Annotated in this window: 20 protein-coding genes; 8 read left to right on the top strand and 12 right to left on the bottom strand. The window is 65.4% G+C overall.

What is annotated here, in order from left to right; all coding sequences use genetic code 11:
* The first annotated feature begins 2 nt into the window (after positions 1-2).
* Genes ACNJYD_RS06100 through ACNJYD_RS06110 form a run of 3 tightly spaced genes read left to right on the top strand, consistent with a single transcriptional unit; the run spans position 3 to position 3,933 of the window.
* Entirely contained in the window at positions 3-1,112 is a 1,110-nt protein-coding gene (locus ACNJYD_RS06100; protein WP_172784925.1) for a microcin C ABC transporter permease YejB, read from the top strand.
* Complete coding sequence (locus ACNJYD_RS06105; protein WP_172784924.1) at positions 1,112-2,290, top strand: ABC transporter permease; 1,179 nt, start codon at positions 1,112-1,114, stop codon at positions 2,288-2,290. Before ACNJYD_RS06100 ends, ACNJYD_RS06105 begins: the two co-directional genes overlap by 1 nt.
* A 5-nt stretch (positions 2,291-2,295) precedes the next feature.
* Positions 2,296-3,933, top strand: a complete 1,638-nt coding sequence (locus ACNJYD_RS06110; protein ID WP_172784923.1) for an ABC transporter ATP-binding protein — start codon at positions 2,296-2,298, stop codon at positions 3,931-3,933.
* 30 nt (positions 3,934-3,963) lie between these two features.
* Here the strand turns inward: ACNJYD_RS06110 and ACNJYD_RS06115 are convergent, their stop codons facing one another.
* Both ACNJYD_RS06115 and ACNJYD_RS06120 read right to left on the bottom strand, forming a co-directional pair.
* The gene (locus ACNJYD_RS06115) at positions 3,964-4,806 is read right to left on the bottom strand and encodes a C40 family peptidase (protein ID WP_439365671.1); all 843 of its coding nucleotides are present in this window, start codon (positions 4,804-4,806) and stop codon (positions 3,964-3,966) included.
* Positions 4,799-6,172 (bottom strand): leucyl aminopeptidase family protein, encoded by a 1,374-nt coding sequence (locus ACNJYD_RS06120; RefSeq protein ID WP_439365672.1) that lies wholly within the window; start codon positions 6,170-6,172, stop codon positions 4,799-4,801. The genes ACNJYD_RS06115 and ACNJYD_RS06120 overlap by 8 nt, the downstream gene beginning before the upstream one ends.
* Before the next feature lie 199 nt (positions 6,173-6,371).
* Between ACNJYD_RS06120 and ACNJYD_RS06125 the strand changes: the two genes are divergently transcribed.
* The 3 genes from ACNJYD_RS06125 (at position 6,372) to ACNJYD_RS06135 (ending at position 9,275) form a co-directional block, all read left to right on the top strand.
* Complete coding sequence (locus ACNJYD_RS06125) at positions 6,372-6,575, top strand: hypothetical protein (RefSeq protein WP_172784920.1); 204 nt, start codon at positions 6,372-6,374, stop codon at positions 6,573-6,575.
* Between the two features lie 268 nt (positions 6,576-6,843).
* Positions 6,844-8,367 carry a metallophosphoesterase family protein gene (locus ACNJYD_RS06130; protein WP_439365673.1) on the top strand — a complete coding sequence of 508 codons (1,524 nt, stop codon included), beginning with the start codon at positions 6,844-6,846 and terminating at the stop codon, positions 8,365-8,367.
* A gap of 80 nt (positions 8,368-8,447) precedes the next feature.
* A complete protein-coding gene (locus tag ACNJYD_RS06135; RefSeq protein ID WP_172784918.1) occupies positions 8,448-9,275 on the top strand; it encodes a tetratricopeptide repeat protein in 828 nt (275 codons plus the stop codon).
* Between the two features lie 49 nt (positions 9,276-9,324).
* On the opposite strand, the gene ACNJYD_RS06140 is transcribed toward ACNJYD_RS06135, so the two are convergent.
* The 10 genes from ACNJYD_RS06140 to ACNJYD_RS06185 all read right to left on the bottom strand — a co-directional run bounded on the left by ACNJYD_RS06140 (position 9,325) and on the right by ACNJYD_RS06185 (position 18,256).
* Entirely contained in the window at positions 9,325-10,299 is a 975-nt protein-coding gene (locus tag ACNJYD_RS06140) for a type II secretion system F family protein (RefSeq protein ID WP_172784917.1), read from the bottom strand.
* A gap of 9 nt (positions 10,300-10,308) precedes the next feature.
* On the bottom strand, positions 10,309-11,286 hold the full coding sequence (locus tag ACNJYD_RS06145) for a type II secretion system F family protein (RefSeq protein ID WP_260382039.1): 978 nt from the start codon (positions 11,284-11,286) through the stop codon (positions 10,309-10,311).
* A 16-nt stretch (positions 11,287-11,302) separates the two neighbouring features.
* Entirely contained in the window at positions 11,303-12,772 is a 1,470-nt protein-coding gene (locus tag ACNJYD_RS06150; protein ID WP_172784915.1) for a CpaF family protein, read from the bottom strand.
* 21 nt (positions 12,773-12,793) lie between these two features.
* Entirely contained in the window at positions 12,794-14,062 is a 1,269-nt protein-coding gene (locus ACNJYD_RS06155; protein WP_172784914.1) for an AAA family ATPase, read from the bottom strand.
* Complete coding sequence (locus tag ACNJYD_RS06160; RefSeq protein WP_439365674.1) at positions 14,059-14,793, bottom strand: CpaD family pilus assembly protein; 735 nt, start codon at positions 14,791-14,793, stop codon at positions 14,059-14,061. The genes ACNJYD_RS06155 and ACNJYD_RS06160 overlap by 4 nt, the downstream gene beginning before the upstream one ends.
* Before the next feature lie 20 nt (positions 14,794-14,813).
* Positions 14,814-16,304: a type II and III secretion system protein family protein gene (locus tag ACNJYD_RS06165; protein WP_212254164.1), complete on the bottom strand. Its 1,491-nt coding sequence runs from the start codon at positions 16,302-16,304 to the stop codon at positions 14,814-14,816.
* Entirely contained in the window at positions 16,301-17,098 is a 798-nt protein-coding gene (gene cpaB, locus ACNJYD_RS06170) for a Flp pilus assembly protein CpaB (protein WP_212254165.1), read from the bottom strand. The genes ACNJYD_RS06165 and cpaB overlap by 4 nt, the downstream gene beginning before the upstream one ends.
* Positions 17,099-17,227: 129 nt before the next feature.
* Positions 17,228-17,752: an A24 family peptidase gene (locus tag ACNJYD_RS06175; protein WP_439365675.1), complete on the bottom strand. Its 525-nt coding sequence runs from the start codon at positions 17,750-17,752 to the stop codon at positions 17,228-17,230.
* Between the two features lie 121 nt (positions 17,753-17,873).
* A complete protein-coding gene (locus ACNJYD_RS06180) occupies positions 17,874-18,014 on the bottom strand; it encodes a hypothetical protein (RefSeq protein ID WP_172784654.1) in 141 nt (46 codons plus the stop codon).
* Between the two features lie 77 nt (positions 18,015-18,091).
* A complete protein-coding gene (locus ACNJYD_RS06185) occupies positions 18,092-18,256 on the bottom strand; it encodes a Flp family type IVb pilin (protein ID WP_106941836.1) in 165 nt (54 codons plus the stop codon).
* Between the two features lie 271 nt (positions 18,257-18,527).
* Between ACNJYD_RS06185 and ACNJYD_RS06190 the strand changes: the two genes are divergently transcribed.
* Positions 18,528-19,355, top strand: coding sequence for a sterol desaturase family protein (locus ACNJYD_RS06190; protein ID WP_212254167.1), 828 nt, complete (start codon positions 18,528-18,530; stop codon positions 19,353-19,355).
* 150 nt (positions 19,356-19,505) lie between these two features.
* Positions 19,506-20,009: a pilus assembly protein N-terminal domain-containing protein gene (locus ACNJYD_RS06195; protein ID WP_172784908.1), complete on the top strand. Its 504-nt coding sequence runs from the start codon at positions 19,506-19,508 to the stop codon at positions 20,007-20,009.
* The last annotated feature ends 77 nt before the right edge of the window (positions 20,010-20,086 follow it).

Here is a 20,086-nt window from a genome sequence, read left to right on the forward strand (position 1 = left end):
CCATGAGCGCCTATATCGCCCGCCGCATCCTGCTGATGATTCCGACGCTGCTCGGAATCCTCTTCGTGTCCTTTGTCGTCGTGCAGTTCGCGCCGGGCGGCCCGGTCGAGCGCGTAATCGCGCAGCTCTCGGGTGCCGATACCGGCGGGACCTCGCGTATTTCCGGCGGCAGCGATTTTGCGCAGCGCGCGCCGGGACAGGTCGGTGCTGGCGGCGATGCCATCAACTCGAAATATCGCGGCGCGCAGGGCCTCGACCCTGATTTCATCAAGAAGCTGGAGGTGCAGTTCGGCTTCGACAAGCCCGCGCCGGAACGCTTCCTGCTGATGGTGTGGAACTTCGCCCGCTTCGATTTCGGCAAGAGCTATTTTCGCGACGTCAGCGTGCTCCAGCTCATCAAGGAGAAGCTGCCCGTCTCGATCTCGCTTGGCCTCTGGCTGACGCTTGTGACGTATCTGATCTCGATCCCGCTCGGCATTCGCAAGGCCGTGAACGACGGGGCGCGCTTCGACACCTGGACCTCGACGGTACTCGTGCTCGGCTACGCCATCCCCGGTTTTCTGTTCGCCATCCTCCTCATCATCCTGTTTGCCGGCGGCTCCTTCTTCAACTGGTTCCCGTTGCGCGGACTCACCTCGGACGGCTGGTCGCAGTTTCCCTGGTATTGGAAGATCATCGATTATTTCTGGCATCTGACGCTGCCGCTGATCGCCATGGGGCTGGGTGCCTTCACCACCATGACGTTCCTGACCAAGAACTCGTTCCTGGACGAGATTCGCAAGCAATACGTCATGACCGCCCGCGCCAAGGGCTGCAGCGAGAACCGGGTGCTCTACGGCCACGTCTTCCGCAACGCGATGCTGATCGTGATCGCCGGCTTCCCCGGCACTTTCATCCACGCCTTCTTTTCCGGCTCGCTGCTGATCGAGACCATCTTCTCGCTGGACGGGCTCGGGCTGCTCAGCTTCGAGAGCGTGCTCAACCGCGACTACCCCGTGGTGTTCGGCACGCTCTACATCTTTTCGCTGGTCGGCCTCGTCATCAACCTGATCTCCGACCTGACCTATATGTGGATCGACCCCCGGATCGATTTCGAAGCGCGGGAGGTCTGATGACGATCACCGCGCCGACGCCGATCGAGACCACAGCGAAGTCGCCGCTCGGCGATGTCGTTCCGATCACGCGCAAGCCGTTCGCTCCGTCGCCGCTCAACCGGCGGCGCTGGCAGAACTTCAAGGCGAACCGCCGCGGCTACTGGTCCTTCTGGATCTTCATCGGCCTGTTCGTGATTTCGCTGTTCGCCGAGCTGATTGCCAATGATCGGCCCTTCCTGATCAAGTTCGATGGCCGTCTCTATTGGCCGGCCTTCGTCACCTATTCGGAGACGACGTTCGGCGGCGATTTCGAGACGGCGGCCGATTATCGCGACCCGTACTTGCAGAAGCTGATCAAGGAAAAGGGCGGCAGCATCGTCTGGCCGCTGATCCGCTACTCCTACGACACCCATAATCTCGATTTGCCGACGCCGGCGCCGTCGCCGCCGACCTGGATGCTGACGGAGAAGCAGTGCAAGCCGGTGGTCGAGAAGAAGGGGCTGAAGAGCTGCCGCGATCTCGAATACAACTGGCTCGGGACCGACGATCAGGGTCGCGACGTGGTGGCGCGGCTGATCTACGGCTTCCGCATCTCCGTGCTGTTCGGCCTTTGTCTCACCATCGTCTCGTCCGTCATCGGCATCGCGGCGGGCGCGGTGCAGGGCTATTTCGGCGGGTGGGTCGATCTGATCTTCCAGCGCTTCATCGAGATCTGGACCGCGATTCCATCGCTCTATCTACTCCTGATCCTGTCCTCGGTGCTCGTACCCGGCTTCTTCGTGCTGCTCGGCATCCTGCTGCTGTTCTCCTGGGTCTCGCTGGTCGGTCTCGTGCGAGCCGAGTTCCTGCGCGGGCGCAATTTCGAATACATCCAGGCGGCGCGGGCGCTCGGCGTCTCCAATCCCGTGATCATGTTCCGTCACCTGCTGCCGAACGCGATGGTCGCGACCATGACGTTCCTGCCGTTCATCGTGTCGAGCTCGGTGATGACGCTGACGGCGCTCGATTTCCTCGGCTTCGGCCTGCCACCGGGGTCGCCTTCCCTTGGCGAGCTGCTGTCGCAGGCCAAGGCCAATGTGCAGGCGCCGTGGCTCGGCTTCTCCGGCTTCTTCTCGGTCGCGATCATGCTGTCGCTCCTGATCTTCATCGGCGAAGCCGTGCGCGACGCCTTCGATCCGCGCAAGACGTTCAGGTAAGGCACATGGACGCGATCAACCAGCCTCTGCTCAGCGTGCGCGATCTTTCGGTGGCCTTCCACCAGGGGGGCGCCACCACGCTCGCGGTCGATAAGGTCTCGTTCCAGATCAAGCGCGGCGAATGCGTCGCGCTGGTCGGCGAATCCGGTTCCGGCAAGTCGGTCAGCGCGCTCTCGATCCTGAAGCTGCTGCCCTATCCGAACGCCTCCCACCCCTCCGGCAGCATCCGCTTCAAGGGGCAGGAGCTGATCGACCAATCCGAGCAGCAGATGCGCGAGCTCAGGGGCAGCGACATCTCCATCATCTTCCAGGAGCCGATGACCTCGCTCAATCCGCTGCACACGATCGAGGCGCAGATCGGCGAGATCATCCAGCTGCACAATCCGACCAGCAATGCGCAGGCGCGCAAGCGGACGCTGGAGCTGCTGACCCAGGTCGGTATTCCCGATCCGGAGACCCGGCTGAACAGCTATCCGCACCAGCTCTCCGGCGGCCAGCGCCAGCGCGTGATGATCGCGATGGCGCTCGCCAACGAGCCGGACCTTCTGATCGCGGACGAGCCGACCACCGCGCTCGACGTTACCGTGCAGGCGCAGATCCTGGCGCTGCTCGCCGAGATCCGCTCGCGGCTGGGCATGAGCCTGTTGTTCATCACCCACGATCTCGGCATCGTGCGCCGCATCGCCGACACCGTCTGCGTCATGAAGGGCGGCGCGATCGTCGAGCAGGGGCCGGTCGAGCAGGTCTTCAAGAGCCCGAAACATCCCTATACGCGCGACCTGCTCGCGGCCGAGCCCAAGCCCGATCCGGCGCCGCCGCAGCCGGATGCGCCGGTGGTGATGTCGGCCAATGATCTCAAAGTCTGGTTCCCGATCAAGCGCGGCCTGATGCGCAAGACGGTCGGCCACATCAAGGCGGTCGACGGCGTCAGTGTCGCCGTACGCAAGGGCGAGACGCTCGGCGTGGTCGGCGAATCCGGCTCGGGCAAGACCACGCTGGGGCTTGCGCTGCTGCGGCTGATCTCCTCGAACGGGCGCATCGTGTTCTTAGGGAAAGACATCCAGGGCCTGCGTTTCCAGGAGATGCGTCCCTTCCGGCGCGACATGCAGATCGTGTTCCAGGATCCGTTCGGCTCGCTCTCACCGCGTATGTCGGTCGCCGACATCATCGCCGAAGGCCTGTCCGTGCATCAGCCGAAGCTCTCGCGCGAAGAACGCGAGGCGCGCGTCGTCAAGGCGCTCGAGGATGTCGGGCTCAATCCGGAGACGCGCTTCCGCTATCCGCATGAATTCTCCGGCGGCCAGCGTCAGCGCATCTCGATCGCGCGCGCGATCGTGCTGGAGCCGGATTTTGTCGTGCTCGACGAGCCGACCAGCGCACTCGACATGCTGTTCCAGGCGCAGATGGTCGACCTGTTGCGCGAGCTCCAGCGCAAGCGCGAGCTCACCTACATGTTCATCTCGCACGATTTGCGCGTCGTCGCCTCGCTCGCCAGCCACCTCATCGTGATGCGCGGCGGCAAGGTGGTCGAGGAAGGTCAGGCGGCCGAGCTGTTCAGGAATCCCAAGACGGATTACACGCGCGCGCTGTTTGCGGCCGCGTTCCGGCTGGAAACGGCCGGGAATGGGGCGGTGGCGACGTAGCTGCGCTCTACCCATCTACAAGGTGCGCGGCTACAGCCGCTTGATCGCAACGACCTCGCTGCCGGCCGCCTTGATCCGCGCGATCGCCGGCTCGATCGGCTCGATCACCGTTGCCATGTGATGCGCATTGGCGTGAACCATGGTGGCGGCATCGCGCACGATCGCGACATGACCTTTCCAGAAGATCAGATCGCCGCGCTGCAAGCTGCTCCATTCATGCGGCTCCAGCGCACGGCCGAGACCGGCGAGCTGCATGTCGCTGTCGCGCGGGCAGCCGATCCCGGTCGATGCCAGCGAGACCTGGACGAGGCCGGAGCAATCGATGCCAAAGCTGCTCTTGCCGCCCCAGAGATAGGGCGTGCCGAGGAAGCGCTCGGCGACCGCGACGAAATCCGCTTCGCGGTGATCGAGCGGAGCGAGATGCGATCTCGGCAGATATCTGCCGTCGTGCGTCACGGCGAAGCCGCCGTCCTGGCGCGCCACGGCGAGCCTCGATCCCATCACGAGCGTGTCGGCCGGTGGCAGCTTGATCGAGGGTCCGGGGAACGCAAACGTCCGCAGCGCGCTGACCAAGTGAGTTGGGGCGGCCGCCGGCTTTGCGAGCGCCGCATCCGGCAGCCAGCCGACATAGCCATCGCCATTGAGCTGGCCCCACGCCCAACCCTCGCCGTTGCGGTCGTAGACCGTGACACGTTCGCCGCGCAGGGCCTCCGTCATCAGCATCGCGTTCGAAGACGGCTGCTCGCGCACCGGCGCAATCGCTTCGACCACCTCGAATTCCTCGCCGGCGACGTAGCGATCCGCCTGCACCTTGCCTTCGAGATATTTGGCGGCGAGGTCGCCGCGCGCCGGTGTCAGCCGCGGGTCATGCATAGCGCTCGCTCAGCAGTGCGTAGATGGCGCGCGCGGCCTGGCACTCGCCGCCTTCGGGCCGTGCCGGCTTCGCCGACGGCGTCCAGCCAAAGATATCGACATGCAGCCAGCTCTTGGCGCGCTCGACGAAGCGTTGCAGGAACAGGGCGCAGGTGATCGAGCCGGCAAAACCGCCCGACGGCGCATTGGTGATGGTGGCGGTCTTGGAGTCCAGCCAGGCATCGTAAGGCGGCCATAGCGGCATGCGCCACAACGGATCGTTCTCCTTCATCGCGCAGCGCGCGACGTCGGAGGCCAGCGTCTCATCATTGGTGTAGAAGGGCGGCAGATCCGGTCCCAGCGCGACGCGCGCCGCGCCGGTCAGCGTACCCAGGTCGATCAGCAGATCGGGCGTCTCCTCGTCGGCCAGTGCCAGCGCGTCGGCGAGCACGAGGCGGCCTTCGGCGTCGGTGTTTCCGATCTCGACCGTGATCCCTTTGCGCGAGGTGAAGATATCGAGCGGGCGGAAGGCATTGCCGGCGACGGCGTTCTCGACCGCCGGGATCAGCACGCGCAGCCGCACCTTCAGCTTCGCATCCATCACCATGCGCGCCAGCGCCAGCACGTTGGCGGCGCCGCCCATGTCCTTCTTCATGATCAGCATGCCGCTCGACGGCTTCAGGTCCAGGCCGCCGGTGTCGAAGCACACGCCTTTGCCGACCAGCGTCACCTTGGGATGATCAGGATCGCCCCAGACGATGTCGATCAGCCGCGGCGCGCGGCTGGAGGCCATGCCGACGGCGTGGATAAGCGGAAAGCTCTTCGCCAGCTCTTCGCCGATGGTGCAGGCGAAGCTCGCGCCGAACTCGGCGGCGAGCGCTTGCGCGGCTGCGGCGAGCTCGTCCGGGCCCATGTCGTTGGAGGGCGTGTTGATGAGGTCGCGCGCGAGCATTGCGGCATCGGCAATCCGCTCGATCTCGGCCGCATCGACACCGTCAGGCGGCACCAGCCGGACCTCGGGGCGATCAGCCTTACGGTAGCGGGCGAAGCGATAGCATCCCAGCGCGAACGCGAGCGCCGCGAGCCGTGCGTCGTGCGGTGCATTGGCAAACCGATAGGTGCCCGGCGGCAAAAGGCCGGGCAGGGCGCCGGGCCGAAACAGGTCGCGCGATCTTGCGCTCTCCTCCTCAAGCCCGAACAGCACCTGTGCAATGGCGCCGTCGGTCGCGGGCAGGGCAAGATAGCCGCCCGGCTTTGCGGCAAAGGCGCTGGCGCTCGCGAACTGGTGTTGCGCCGGCGGCAGCGTCTCGGCGACCTGATCCCAGCTCGATTTGGTGACGAAGGTGATCGGTGTGGCGGTAGATGACGTCTCGAAGACAGAAGGCATTGGCGGGTCCGGATCGTCAGTTCAGGCGGATCATGCGAACGGACGAGACTTCGCAGAGTTTGGCCGCCGCTGCAATCGGCTTTGCCGTCACCGTTCGGCGAGCCGCTACTCGCCTCAAGGGGGCCATGGTAGGTTCCGGCAACGGTCGCCAGAATGAAATCGGGGGCGACCGACGACAAACGCGCCGGGAGGACATGCAATGGAGTTTGTGTGGAGCGTGGTTACGTTCATCGGCCAGGCTATCGAGGTGATCTTCGGTTATGTCGAGCACCACCATTGGATCTTCGCGTTCCTTGCCGGCGGCTACCTCTTCTATCTCCACGACCGCTCCGTCCACGCGCGCTTCGATGCGCTCGACAGGCGCGTCGACGAGATCCGCAAGCGGATTGCCATCGAATATTGAGCGGACGAGACGAAACCCTCCTCGGACAAATCTCGCATCTGACGCCGAGAGCTGCCGTTCGCGACGCCGCGGCCGCAGGGCTTTACTAGCGTTTTGGTTGTGGCATTATCTGAGAATATTCTAGATTGTGCCGCTCGCTCTGCGTGACCCGAACGCAGACCGCAGCAGCACGGTGCCTGCCCAGGTTAGGTCGATACGGCCGAATCCGTTCGTCGAAGCATTTTTCTTACTGTTTGGGCGGCGCAGCATTGCAGATGAGCGGCGCAAAATGGATAGATCGTTCGTTGTTGCGCAGATTTCCGACCTGCATCTGGACGGGTCGGGCCGGCTGCTTCCGGCCATCGAGACGCTCAGGGCCGCGATTTGCGAGAAGATGGCGGGTGCCACGAATGTTCCCGATCGCATCCTGCTGATCACGGGCGACCTGGTGGACGATCCGACGCCGCGCGCACTCGACGAGGCGCTCGCCGTCATCGCATCCTTCCGGCAGACCGGGCTGTTCACCGACATCCAGGCCGTGGCCGGCAATCACGACGTCAAGCGGCCGAGCCAGCGTGCGGGCCGTCACGACGCCTACGATTACCTGCACCTGCCGCGGAGCGCGAAGAGCGTCTATTACCGTCAGGCCGGCCTCGACCTGGTGCTGCTCGATTCCAATCGCGCAAGCCTCATGGCGCTCGCGAGCGGCAAGATCGGCGAGAGCGCCTACAAGGCGATAGTCGCTGATTCCGCCCGGCTGAGCGCCGAGCTCGCTGGGAGCATCGGTTCTGCCGGGCGCGCCGACTATGCCGAGCCCGTGGACAACCTGGTCCGCGTGCTGGCCCTGCACCATCATCCGCTGCCGCAGGCGACCGGCGAAGGAAAGCGCTTTCTCGGCGTGCCCGACGAGCCGCTGATGTATCTCGCCGCACCCGCGACCTTCCTCGAGGCCGCCACCTCGCTCAACGTCGATCTGGTTCTGCACGGTCATCGCCATGTCGAGGGGCTGACCCGTTATTCCATCCCCGATCCGCGTGCGACGTCGAGCGACAGCGGTGAGGCGTTCTGGCGCACGATCTACGTGCTCTCCTGTCCGTCCTCGACCGGGCAGGCCGGTGACGATGCCGGCTTCAACCTCGTCCATTTCGGCCCCGCGTCCCATGCCGGCCGCACGGAGCACCGCTTCGCGATCACCCGCTATTCGAGGCTCCGCAACGATGCGGCCTTCAGGCCACTCGATTCCAACCTGCCGGGCGGCGTCATCAGGCTGCCCGCGGGACGCGACTTTTCCCGTGATCCGGCCCTCCAGTCGGCGATCACGGCCGCCTCATCCGGCGCGCTGACACGCGACCAGGTCGCGGCGATCGTCCGCCGGCTGTTCATGCATGGCAGCTTCTACGATGAGGCGGAGCCGAACTGGGCGAATGCGCTCTACGCCTACGTCGTCTCGGCCCATGCCTGGGCGGAGCTCGAGCGCAAGGCCGCGAGATCCGGGCCGGGATTCGATGTCGACGTGCTCGCCGCGGTGAGAACGCTGCTCGGTCGATTGATCGAGCAATCCGCCGACGTGCTCGGCATCGATCGCGCTCAGCTCGATGAGCTCTACGGGAGAGGCCTGATCAACCGTCACGACTTCCTGCGCCAGGTGCCGCGGCTGCCTCGCGAGGGGATCGACGTTCGACGGCGGGCGCGGCAGAGACTGCAATTGCTGCGGGAGCTGGACCAGCAGGTGAAGGCGCTCGGCCCCGATCTCGGCCTCGGCGGAGGCGCGCCTCCGCAACAACCGCCGGCGCGAGAGGAGCACGTCGGATAGCGCCGTTAACCGGCCGTTAGGGTTAACATTCTATTGCTGACGCGTTCGGCTCGATCGAGCAGCTCGAGAGTCAAAGCGTCATGCGTCAACGGATCAGGCTTACCCGGCTACTTGCTTCCACGTCGCTGGTCGCGACGGTTGCGATGGGCCTCGGCGGCTGCACGGCCATGTCGAAGCTCTCCGAGGTGACGGGCTCGGTCGGCCCCCGGGCGGATGCGGCCTCCGCCGATCGCGCGCCGACCGATCCGGCGCGTGCGGTCGAAGCCTATGGCGAGCGCTACCGCGCCAATCCCCGGGATGCCGACGCCGCACTCGCCTATGGACAGGCCTTGCGCGCCAACGGCCAACGCGCCCAGGCGGCCGCCGTGCTCGAGCAGGCGACCATCGCCAACCCCGGCAACAAGGCGCTGCTCGCTCAATACGGCCGCGCACTCGCCGACAACGGCAATTTCCAGCAGGCCTTCGACGTGCTGTCGAAGGCGCATTCGCCCGACAATCCGGACTGGCGCCTGCTCTCTGTGCAGGGCACCGCGCTGGACCAGATGGGCCGTCATGAGGAGGCGCGATCCTATTACGCGAGCGCGCTGAAGATCGCACCGGGTGATCCCGGCGTGCTCTCAAACCTCGGCCTGTCCTACATGCTGTCGAAAGAGCTGCCGAAGGCGGAAGAGGCGCTACGGCAGGCCCATGCCTCGCCGCGTGCCGGCGCCCGGGTGCGGCAGAACCTCGGCTTGGTCGTCGGTCTGCAGGGCCGCTTCGCGGAAGCGGAGGCCATCGTCAAGGCGGACCTGCCGCCGGACCAGGCTGCGGCCAATGTCGCCTATCTTAAGGAAATGCTGAGCCGCAGCGACGCCCCGCGCGGCGCGCCGAAGCGGACGCCGATCGCTTCGCTGAGCCAGCCCGACTGATCATCTGACTTCCTGGCCTTGGTGGCAGAGCGTATGGGCCCAGCCCGGCTCACTGCATCTCGGTGACCTTGATGGCGGTGGGTCCGAGAATGACCACGAACAGCACCGGCAGGAAGAACAGGATCATCGGCACCGTGAGCTTCGGCGGCAGCGCGGCCGCCTTCTTCTCGGCCTCGTTCATGCGCATGTCGCGGTTCTCCTGCGCCATGACGCGCAAGGAATGGCCGAGCGGGGTGCCGTAACGTTCCGCCTGCTGCAGCGCCAGACACACCGACTTGACGCCCTCGAGCCCGGTACGCCGTGCCAGGTTCTCGTAGGCGACCTTGCGATCCTGCAAATAGGACAGCTCGGCGGTGGTCAGGGTGAACTCCTCCGACAGCGCGATCGACTGGCCCACGATTTCGTTCGCAACCTTCCGGAATGCCATCTCGACCGACATGCCGGATTCGATGCAGATCAGGAGCAGGTCGAGCGCGTCGGGAAACGCACGCTTGATCGAGAGTTGGCGCTTGGAGATCGCATTCCTGAGGAACAGCATCGGCGCCTGGAGGCCGAGATAGGCGGCGCCGAGGCAGATGCCGATCTTGATCGGCAGCGCCTGTTGCATGTTTCCGATCACGAACACGTAGAGGGCCGAGCCGATCAGGAACACGATCGGGGCGACCATGCGGGCAAACAGGAAGGTGATATAGGGTGCCTGGCCGCGGTAACCTGCCATGATGAGCTTGTCCCGCGCAGCTTCCTGCGCGAGCCATTTCGTCAGGTTGAAGTCCTCGACCACCCTGGAGACGAGTTGCTTCGGTGTCTGGCGCAGCGAAACCTTCTCGCTCTTGTTGAGACGCTCACGCTCGCGCTGCCGGATGCGCTCACGCTCGCTCGCCACCGCCTTCATGCGCTTGGAGAGGCCCTCGCCGGCGAACAACGGCATCACCAGCGTATAGACGGTGGCACTCGCGGCGATGGCCGCGAGCAGCATGGTCATGAAACGGACGTCGTGCAGTTTCGAGACGAGGAATTCGACCATACGCCACCGTCAGAAATCGAAGTTGATCATCTTCTTCATCACCAGGATGCCGATCGACATCCAGACGACGCAGCCGACCAGCATCAGCTGGCCGGTGGGATGAGTCCAAAGCACCGAGATGTATTGCGGCGTCGTGAGATAGACCAGGAACATCACGATCGGCGGCAGCGATCCGATGATGCCGGCCGAGGCCTTGGCTTCCATCGACATCGCCTGGATCTTTTCCTTCATCTTCTTGCGGTCGCGCAGCACCTTGGAGAGGTTACCGAGCGCTTCGGAGAGGTTGCCGCCCGACTTCTGCTGGATCGACACCACGATGCCGAAGAAATTGGCCTCCGGCAGCGGCATGCGCTCGTAGAGCCGCGCGCAGGCCTCGCCCAGCGGCATGCCGATCGCCTGCGTCTCGATGATGGCCAGGAACTCGCTGCGCAGCGGCTCGGGCGCATCGGCGGCCACGACCTTGATCGATTCGAACAAGGGCAGGCCCGCCTTGATGCCGCGGACGATCACGTCGACCGCATCGGGCAGTGCAGCCAGGAACTTGGTTTCGCGGCGTTTCTTGAGGAAGCCGAGTGCCCAGCGCGGCAGGCCGAAGCCGCCGGCAAAGGCAAGACCGGCGGCGCCGATCAGTCCGCCGCCCGCGAACACAGCGGCCGCGAAAAATACGCCCGCCACGACGGCGGACACGATCCAGAATTTCTGGGGCGTCCAGTCGAGCCCGGCCTGCGACAGGCGGACGCTGAGCGGGACGCTCTTCTCCTGGGCGCGCCGCGCCTCGAGGTCCTTGAGCGTGGTCTCGACCTGCTCGCGGCGCGAGCGCTGGGTCTTCTCGGCCTGACGGGCCGTGGGCGCCTCGGCGCGCGCGACCGAGGCGCGGCGGCTTTCCGCCTTTCGCTCCCCGGACAGCAGCGGATAGAGAAAGACCCAGGCGATGCCACCGACCGCTGCGGTGGCGAGGAAGGCGAGGGCGAGGACCTGAATGTTCATGGCGCTGCTGACCTGCTCACGTCTTCGGCGCGACTTCCGCCGCGTCGAGCGCCGCAGCGAGGCGCTTCTCTTCGCCGTAGTAGCGGGCGCGCTCCCAGAACTTCGGACGGCCAATGCCGGTCGAGCGGTGCTGGCCGATGATCTTGCCGTTGGCATCCTCGCCGACCATGTCGTAGAGGAAGATGTCCTGGGTGATGATGGTGTCGCCTTCCATGCCCATCACCTCCGTGATGTGGGTGATGCGGCGGGAACCGTCGCGCAGGCGCGCGGCCTGGATGATGACGTCGATCGAGGCGCAGATCATCTCGCGGATGGTACGCGAGGGCAGCGAGAACCCGCCCATCGTGATCATGGATTCGCAGCGCGACAGTGCCTCGCGCGGGTTGTTGGCGTGCAGCGTGCCCATCGAGCCGTCGTGGCCGGTGTTCATGGCCTGCAGCAGGTCGAAGGCTTCGGGTCCGCGGACCTCGCCGACGATGATGCGTTCGGGGCGCATACGCAGGCAGTTGCGCACCAGTTCGCGCATCGTGACCTGGCCCTCGCCCTCGATGTTGGGCGGGCGGGTTTCCAGCCGCACCACGTGGGGCTGCTGCAGCTGGAGCTCGGCGGCGTCCTCGCAGGTGATGACGCGCTCGTCGTGCTCGATGTAGTTGGTGAGGCAGTTGAGCAGGGTGGTCTTGCCCGAGCCGGTACCGCCGGAAATCAGCACGTTGCAGCGGACGCGACCGATGATCTGGAGGATCTCGGCGCCTTCCGGCGTGATCGCGCCGAACTTGACGAGCTGATCAAGCGTCAGCTTGTCCTTCTTGAATTTGCGGATGGTGAGCGCGGGACCGTCGATCGACAGCGGCGGCACGATGGCGTTGACGCGGGAGCCATCGGCGAGGCGCGCGTCGCAGATCGGCGAGGATTCGTCGACGCGCCGGCCGACCTGGCTGACGATGCGCTGGCAGATGTTGAGAAGCTGTTGGTTGTCGCGGAAGCGGATGCCGGTGCGCTGGATCTTGCCGCCGACCTCGATGTAGACGGTGTTGGCGCCGTTGACCATGATGTCGGCGATGTCGTCGCGCGATAGCAGCGGCTCGAGCGGGCCGTAGCCGAGGACGTCGTTGCAGATGTCGTCGAGCAGCTCCTCCTGCTCGGCGATCGACATCACGATGTTCTTGATCGCAATGATCTCGTTGACGATGTCGCGGATTTCCTCGCGCGCGGACTCCGAATCGAGCTTGGCGAGCTGGGCGAGGTCGATGGCCTCGATCAGCGCGCCGAAGATGGTCGCCTTGACCTCGTAATAATTGTCCGAACGCCGGCTCTCCATGGCCGGAGGCGGCGGAGCTTTGGCGGGCGCAAGCGGCGGCGAGGCGACGGCCGGCGGAGGCGGGGCGCGCGACACCGTCGGCGCCTGAGCCGGGGCAGGCTCGAGCGACACGGCGCCGGGCTTGGGCGCCCGAAAGTCGGTGTCTGTTCCGCTACGCTTACCGAACACTTAACAACTCCATGCGGCGGCTTATCTTCCCCGCAACTTCTCAATCAGAGGTGAAAGCAGGGACGACTTTTGCTTCTTGGTCTCGCTGCGGCCGGTCAGGCGCTGGGCGATCTGCAGGAACATCTCGATCGACCTGTGGTTGGCGGAGATCTCCGCGATCATCTGGCCGTTGTTGGCGGCCGAGCCGAAGATCTGCGGCTCGAACGGGATCGAGACGACCGGCTGGCTCTCGATCGCCTTGGCGAACTCCGCGGCGGCGATTTCGGGCCGTTTCGGCACGCCGACCTGGTTCAGGCAGTACAGCGGCGGCCGGTCGTTGGGACGGGCGGCCTTCAACAGGTCGAACAGGTTCTTGGTATTGCGCAGATTGGCGAGGTCCGGGGCGGCCACGATCAGGATGTCGTCCGCACCGATCAGGGCGCGCTTGGTCCAGCCCGACCATTGATGCGGAATGTCGAGCACGATGCAGGGCATGGTGGAGCGCAGCGTGTCGAACACGGCATCGAAGGCGTCGGTGCCGAAATCATAGACCCGGTCGAGCGTCGCAGGCGCCGCCAGCAGGCTGAGATGGTCGGTGCACTTCGACAGCAGGCGGTCGATGAAGGCGGTGTCGACGCGGTCGGGCGAGAACACGGCGTCGGCGATGCCCTGCGGCGGATCCTGGTTGTAGTCGAGGCCAGCGGTGCCGAAGGCGAGATCGAGGTCGGCGACGACGGCATCCATTGCGAGGTCGCGCGCGATCGCCCAGGCGACGTTATGGGAGATGGTGGAGGCGCCGACGCCCCCCTTGGCGCCGACCACGGCGATGATGCGGCCGACCGCCTTGGCTTCCGGCGCCGAGAACAGGTTGCAGATCGAGCGCACGACGTCGATCGCGCCGACCGGCGCGAGCACGTAATCGCTGACGCCGCGGCGCACCAGCTCGCGGTAGAGCGTGACGTCGTTGATGCGGCCGATCACGACCACGCGGGTGCCGGCATCGCAGACGGTGGCGAGCTGGTCGAGCCCGCCCAGCAGGTCGTTGCGGCCGTCGCTCTCGAGCACGATCACGTTCGGCGTGGGTGCCGAGCGGTAGGCTTCGATCGCGGCCGCCATGCCGCCCATCTGGATCTTCAGGTGAGCCTTGCCGAGACGGCGATCCTCGCCGGCCGACTGTACCGCGGCGGCCGTCTCCACGGTTTCGCAGAAGGCCTGGACCGAGACGCGCGGCGCGGGCGCAATATGCTCCTCGACCGGCGGAGGAGCTGCTGCCGGCTGCTCTTCGTGTGTCTGGCGCGCGTAACTGATCATTTGCCTGTGTCGCTGAGTTTGGCCTTGTCGGCATCGGGATAGGCGACACCCGTCGGCATTCCCTTACGATACTTCTCGAAGGCGGCGGTGCGCCGTATCGTGTAGGAAGGTGTCTCGGGCCGCGGCTGCTCGAGGTCGGATGGATTGTCGACCATGGCCGCGAGGTTGCGCTGATAGGCGCAGCCGTAATTGTAATAGTCCTTGTTCTCGAACCAGCTCTTGTTCTTCATCGAAGGCCCGATGTCGTCCGGCCACAGGCCGCAGGGACCGGCGACCGCGGCGATCTTGGAATAAGTGAGCCGGATCGGCGGCAGGAACCGCTTGTCCTCGGGCTGATAGGGACGAATGGTGACGCCGCGCGGCGGAACGCCTGCCCCTGCCAGCATGGCCTGGATCTCGCGCATCGTATCCGCGACCGGACGCGCATTGGGCGTGCCGGACGGCACGTCGATGCGAATGGCACCGGTACCTTCGTGCAACCATGCCGATGCGACGCCCATCACGTCCGCGCGTTGGGCGGCGGTCAATCCGCCGCGGGCATGACCGACGAAGACGACGATCGAGCGGTTCTGCTCCTCGATCGCGATCGGATGGCGCTGCTTGTAGTCGTCGGGAATGGAGGCGGTAACGACCTCGTTGTGCTGGCAGCCGCCGAGCGCGAGCGTCAGGCCGACGAGCGCGCCGCCGAGGCGGACGGCGCGTTTGCGAAGCTGGGGTGGTCTTGTGGTCATCGTAGAGTCCCCGTTCCGCCTCAGTCGGTGATGAAGCCGTAGGTGCCGCGGTAGTTCTTGGCCGGTTCGGTGCGTCCGGGCACGCCGTAGAGCCGGTTGATGTTGCCGATCAGCTGGGCTTGCGGATCGGCAGGCGGGGCGAAGCCGTCATCCGGCCGCGACAGGTCCTTCGGCGCCACCGCGCGGACGACATAGGGCGTCACGATCACGACCAGCTCGGTCGCGTTGTTGACGAAGTCGCGGCTGCGGAACAGCGTGCCCAGGATCGGCAGCTGCATCAGCCCCGGCAATCCGCTGATTGCCTGCTTGGTCTGCTGCTGGATCAGGCCGGCCATCGCCATCGCGCCGCCGGAGGGAATTTCCAGCGAGGTCTCGGCGCGGCGGGTCCTGATCGAGGGGACCGTCAGCGAGTTCACCGTGTTCGTGGTCACCGCCTGCGACAGCGTGATCGCATTCTCGTTCGACAGCTCCGAGACCTCGGTCATCACCCGCAGGCTGATCTTGCCCTCGCTCAGCACGACGGGGGTGAAGTTCAGCGAGATGCCGAACTTCTTGAAGCTGATCTGGGTGGTACAGACATGCGTGGTGGGATCGCAGGCATAGCCTGCCGGAACCGGGAATTCACCGCCGGCGATGAACGTCGCCGATTCACCGGAGATCGCAGTCAAATTCGGTTCGGCCAGCGTGCGGATCACGCCGGCGGTTTCCATCGCGCGCAGCGTGGCCTGCACCGACGGGGCGGCGCCGAACTTCGTGGTCAGGTTGTTGCCGTCCACGAGGTTCTTGCCGAGCGCCGTGAACGGGTTCGAATTGGTGAAGCTCACCACCGACGTGCCGTAGTTCAGGTTGGCGGTGAGGTCGATGCCGAGCTGCTTGACGATGTTGCGCTGGACCTCGGCCACCGTCACCTTGAGCATGATCTGGTCGCGGCCGCGTACCACGATCGAGTTCACCACCTTGTCGGCGCCGCCAGCCAGGCGCGCGGCGAGGTCGTTGGCCTGCTGCGCTTCCAGCGGATTGGCAGCGGTGCCGGTCAGGACGATGCCGTCGCCGAGGCCGTCGATCTGGATGTCCGAATTGGGCAGGACCTGCTTCAGCGCGGCCCGCACGCCGTTGAGGTCGCGCTTCACCGCGATGTCATAGGCCGCAATCTGCTGCCCGGCGGAATCGAAGAACACGATGTTGGTCTGGCCGACCGCGGCGCCGATGATATAGGCGCGCTGCGCCGAGCGGACCACCGCGTTGGCGATCTTGGGATCGGCGACCAGCACGTCCTTGATGTCGCGCGGCAGGTCGATGACGATGGACTTGCCGACGCCGAGCGAAAGGAAACGCGCATTGATCTGGCCGTCCGCCGCGGCCGGCGCCACGGGGCGGTAATCGGCTGCGACCGCCGGGGCGATCGCCGGATGGAGCGCCAGCGCGAGGGCGGCCGAAAACGACAGGGCGCGGACCAGTGAGGTCCGCATTGTCGCCGAATCTGGCCTGCATTTGATGTCGACTGTCTTCATCGTGCCTTAGCCGTCTGACTTGGAATGCCGTAGCGAATGATCGAGACCCCCTCGCGCTTCTGCGCGGAGTCATCGAGCGTGATCTCGCTCATCTTGACGTCGACGATGCTGCGCAGCGCCAGCGACAGCGTGCCGCTCTGACGCGCCGCGGAGAGCGTTGCGGTCTGCGCGGGATTGAGCTCGAGGGTGACGGTCTTGCCGACCACCGCGTTCTGCCCGTCCTTTTCCTTGGGCGCCTGGTCGATGGCGAGGACGCGGATATTGGCCAGGATGATCTCGGAGGTGACGATGTCGGGAGCGCCGCTGCTCTGGTCCGGGTTCTTGAGCCGGCGCGTGAGCAGGACGTCGACGCGGTCGTTGGGCAGGATGAAGCCGCCTGCGCCGGTCTCCGGCGAGATCTCGGTCGAGATCGCCCGCATGCCGGTGGGCAGGATTGCCGCCATGAAGCCGGAACCTTCGGCCTTGACGAGCTTCTGGTCGCGGATCGGCTCACCCTGAATGAAGGGCGCGCGCGCGATCGAGCCGGTCACCTGGGTCGCGCCATCGGGGCGCTCGTTGCGTCGGATGAAGGTGGCGCTGGCGGTCGCGGTCGGCCAGGTCTGCCATTGCACGTCTTCGGGCTTCACGGTCTGGCCGAGGCCGATGTCGTTCTTGGCGACGAGGACGTCGACCGTCGGCAGCTGCGCAACCGGAACCGGAGGCGGCGCAGAATTGTCGGTGCCGCTCGCCAGGTACGCGGCGACGCCGCCGGCGCAGATCGCGACCGTCAGGACGACAATGCGTGCCCTATTCATACGCTTCAACTTTCCAACAATACGCCGCGACGCTGCCGCCGCCGTCATCGGCAGTTGACCAGCTATTCGTCAAAGCATGGTTAATGAGGCGTATCTAAATCGCCTTAACGCCGGGTTTACCCTGGGCGTTCAGCGCAGTGCGAGGTGAGCGAGGTCGATCGCCTTCACCCATTCGGTCTCCGGGTAGACCATCAGCGCGCTCAGCGCGAGCGCGATGCCGTAGGGAATGCCGCTCTCCTTGGCGTGCAGCCGTGCGAGCCAGGCCTGTCCTGCCAGCCCGTACGGCAGCGGCCACTGCCGGAACTGGAGCAGAAGCAGCGTCAGCGCGCCGCCGAACAGCGAGGCGTAGAGCAGGAAGTTCATCAGATGTGGGAAGCCGAACCAGAGCGCGACGGAAGCCGCGACCTTGGCGTCGCCGCCGCCCACCCAGCCCATGGCGAAGCAGGTGAAGGCCACGACCAGGAGAAGCGCACCGGCGCCGAGATGGCTCAGCATCTCGTAAGGTGCCATGCCACCGGCGAGGGCGAGCACGAAGAAGCCTGCCACCAGCGCCAGCGACACGCGGTTCGAGATCGTCATCGTGAAGAGATCGCTCGCCGCGGCGAACGCCATCAGGGCCGGGAAGAGCAGAAGGCGCGCAAGGTCGAGGATCATGGGCTGCGTCTTGGGGCCTGGGTTGTCGCGGGAGCTGGCGTCGGGCGATGCTAGCGCGCGATGCTAAACAAACCGACAACGGCGGCACGGGCGCGCGGGCCCTCGGCCGCCGAACGCGCCTTCACCAGAAGCTGGCGATGCGTGCGGCGAGCGCGACCGTCGCAACCAGCAGCGCAAGGCAGATCCAATAGACCGGCGAGCCGGCCTGCGCCGCTTCCGCCTCGCGCGCCGCAACCGCGGCATCGGTTCTTACCTTGTGCAACGCCACTGGAACTCGCCGTCTTCAGAAAAACAAACGCCCCGGAGGTCCGGGGCTTTTGTCGTCGTTCGTGGACCCGCTTACTTCAGCGAGGTGCTGATCGAGGTGAACTTGGCGTTCAGCGTGGTGCCGAGATTGTTGACGACGGTGATGATGGCCAGCGCGATGCCGGCGGCGATCAGGCCGTATTCGATGGCGGTGGCGCCGGATTCATCCTTCGCGAAACGCGCAATCAAGTTCTTCATGAACAAAACTCCGTCTGGGTGGGGACCGCCTCGTTCGGCGCTGTCGTTGACGTGACGACCATGAGAGCCGAGCTCTTTCGGGGGAGTTAATTCGATCGGGTAAACCCAGCTTCGGCGCGATGCTTTTGCCCAGAGTGAATTTCGCCTTAAGACGGCCTCTGCAATTCGTTCCGGTTCCGGATGCCTCGCCAACGCGGCGCCTGCTTCACCCTCCCTTAAATTTCGCGGAGTAGGCGTAAGGCTACAGCGGAATTCGCGGAGAGAGGCGACGATGTCGAGCCTGCCCATGCAAGTCGCCTTGATGCTCGGCGAGACCATCGTGAAGGTGATCCCGGTCACCTTCCTGCTCGCGGCGGTCTTCACCGTGCTGGAGCATTTCTGGGCCTGCAATCCCGGCGCGCCGTGGTGGCGCAAGCGGGAGATCGTCACCGACATCTGCTACTGGTTCTTCGTCCCGGTGTTCGCCCGCACCATGCGGATCGGGCTGCTGGTCGTCGGCGCCAGCGTCGTCTTCAACATCCACGATGCCGACGAGCTCATCGCCTTCTACGACAACGGCCACGGTCCGCTGGCGCAGCTGCCGCTGTGGCTGCAGGCCCTGTTGTTCCTGGTGCTGTCCGATTTCATGCTGTACTGGCTGCACCGGCTATTCCACGACGGCGGCTTCTGGAAATATCACGCGGTCCATCATTCGTCGGAGGAGATCGGCTGGATCTCCGCGGCCCGTTTTCATCCGGTCAATCTCTTGCTCGGGACGATCAGCGTCGACGTCCTGCTGCTGATGGCAGGCATCTCCCCGAACGTCATGGTCTGGGTCGGCCCGTTCACCACCTTCCATTCGGCCTTCGTGCACGCCAACCTGAACTGGACCTTCGGACCGTTCAAATACGTGCTGGCGACGCCGGTCTTCCACCGCTGGCACCACACCTCGCTCGAAGAGGGCGGGGACACCAATTTCGCCGGAACGTTCCCGATCTGGGACGTGCTGTTCGGCACCTTCCGCATGCCGGAGGGCAGGCTGCCGCAGGATTACGGCAAGGACGAAGCGAGCATGCCCAAGGAGATCGGAGGCCAGCTCGCCTATCCGTTTCGGCACTAGGGGGCGGGCCCCGCAAATGTCCGTCCGTTCAAACAATACGCGGCGAGTTTGCGGAACGTTCACGAATTAAAGGCAGGTTAGCCGGGTCGGGCACCGGCTCCGCTGTATTCGGTCGTTTCTGCCGGTTTGTGACGTCCCGGGGGTAAGAGTATGCGTAAAGAAATGCTGCGCCGTCATGTGCGCGTCTGTCTTCTGGTTGCCGCTGCGATGCTGGCAACGCCGGCCGCAGGCCTCGCCGAGCCCGTCGCCGATACCATCGCGGTCAATGTCGACCAGGCCAAGCTGGTGCGGCTGCCCGGCAAGGTGGCGACCATCGTGGTCGGCAATCCCCTGATCGCCGACGTCACGCTCCAGCCCGGCGGCATGATCGTCGTGACCGGAAAGGGCTACGGGGCCACCAACTTCATCGCGCTCGACCGCGGCGGCGAGATTCTGGTGGACCGCCAGATCCAGGTCGAAGGTCCGAGCGACCGGCTCGTCACCGTCTATCGCGGCATCGAGCGCGAGTCCTACAGCTGCGTACCGCTTTGCCAGCGCCGCGTGACGCTCGGCGACAGCGATGCCTACTTCAACAACGCGATGAGCCAGGCCGGTACGCTGAGCAGCAGCGCCAGCGGCGGTGCGGGTGCCGGCGCGGCTGCCAAGCCAAACTAGCCGACCGGCCGGCCTGCACCCCGCCAGGCCGCTCGCCGCTTCGCCGGCGGCTCTCCGCGCGCCGTATTTCAGCGCGC

This window comes from Bradyrhizobium sp. SPXBL-02 (genome assembly GCF_051853065.1).
GTDB lineage: Bacteria > Pseudomonadota > Alphaproteobacteria > Rhizobiales > Xanthobacteraceae > Bradyrhizobium.